Annotated in this window: 1 protein-coding gene; it reads right to left on the minus strand. The window is 74.5% G+C overall.

Annotated elements, in window-relative coordinates; translation table 11 throughout:
* Positions 1–619, minus strand: a 619-nt coding sequence (locus ABD156_RS47760) for a transposase family protein (protein ID WP_344288927.1), incomplete at both ends; no start/stop codon positions are given.

Consider the following 619-nt stretch of genomic DNA (forward strand, 5'->3'; position numbering starts at 1 on the left):
GCATCGCGGCGAACGCCGCGTTCGCCTGTTTCTGTCCTGTGGTGAGGGGCCGGTTGGTTTCGGCTTTGTAGGGGGTGAGCACGATCTGCTCGCAGGCCCCGCCGCAGTGGGGGCAGTCGCGGGCGGTGCGGATGTCTTTGTGCCAGCCGTGGAATCCTTTGTCTCCGGCCGGGGTCAGGCCGTGGGCGTGGAGGCGTTCGCGGATGCGGAGCCGGCGGGCGGCGGTGATGTCGGCGGTGCGGCCCGGCAGGGCCGCGGAGATCCACAGCAGCCGGCCGTGTTCGTCGGTCAGGGCGAGCACGACCAGCCCGTGCTGTTTGTGCTTGCCGCTGTAGTGGGCCCGGTTGGCGCGTCCGGTGCGGCGCCGGGTGCGGATCAGGGTGCCGTCCACCAGCACCGCTGACGCGCCCCGCGCGGCCTGCCGTCGCAGGACCCGGCCCAGCCGGGCGGCGCGGGCGGCGAGCAGGGCGATGACTTCCAGCACCCAGCGGCGCACCGTGGAGGCCGAGACTCCGTGGCCGCCGCCGATGTCGGCCAGGCGCGGGTCGTGGCGCAGCACCGCCAGCACCACCAGCGCCTGCCCGGCAGGCGCGGCTTTGCGCCAGCGGGACCGCAACCG

The organism is Amycolatopsis albidoflavus, from assembly GCF_039525725.1.
Classification (GTDB): Bacteria; Actinomycetota; Actinomycetes; order Mycobacteriales; family Pseudonocardiaceae; genus Amycolatopsis; species Amycolatopsis albidoflava.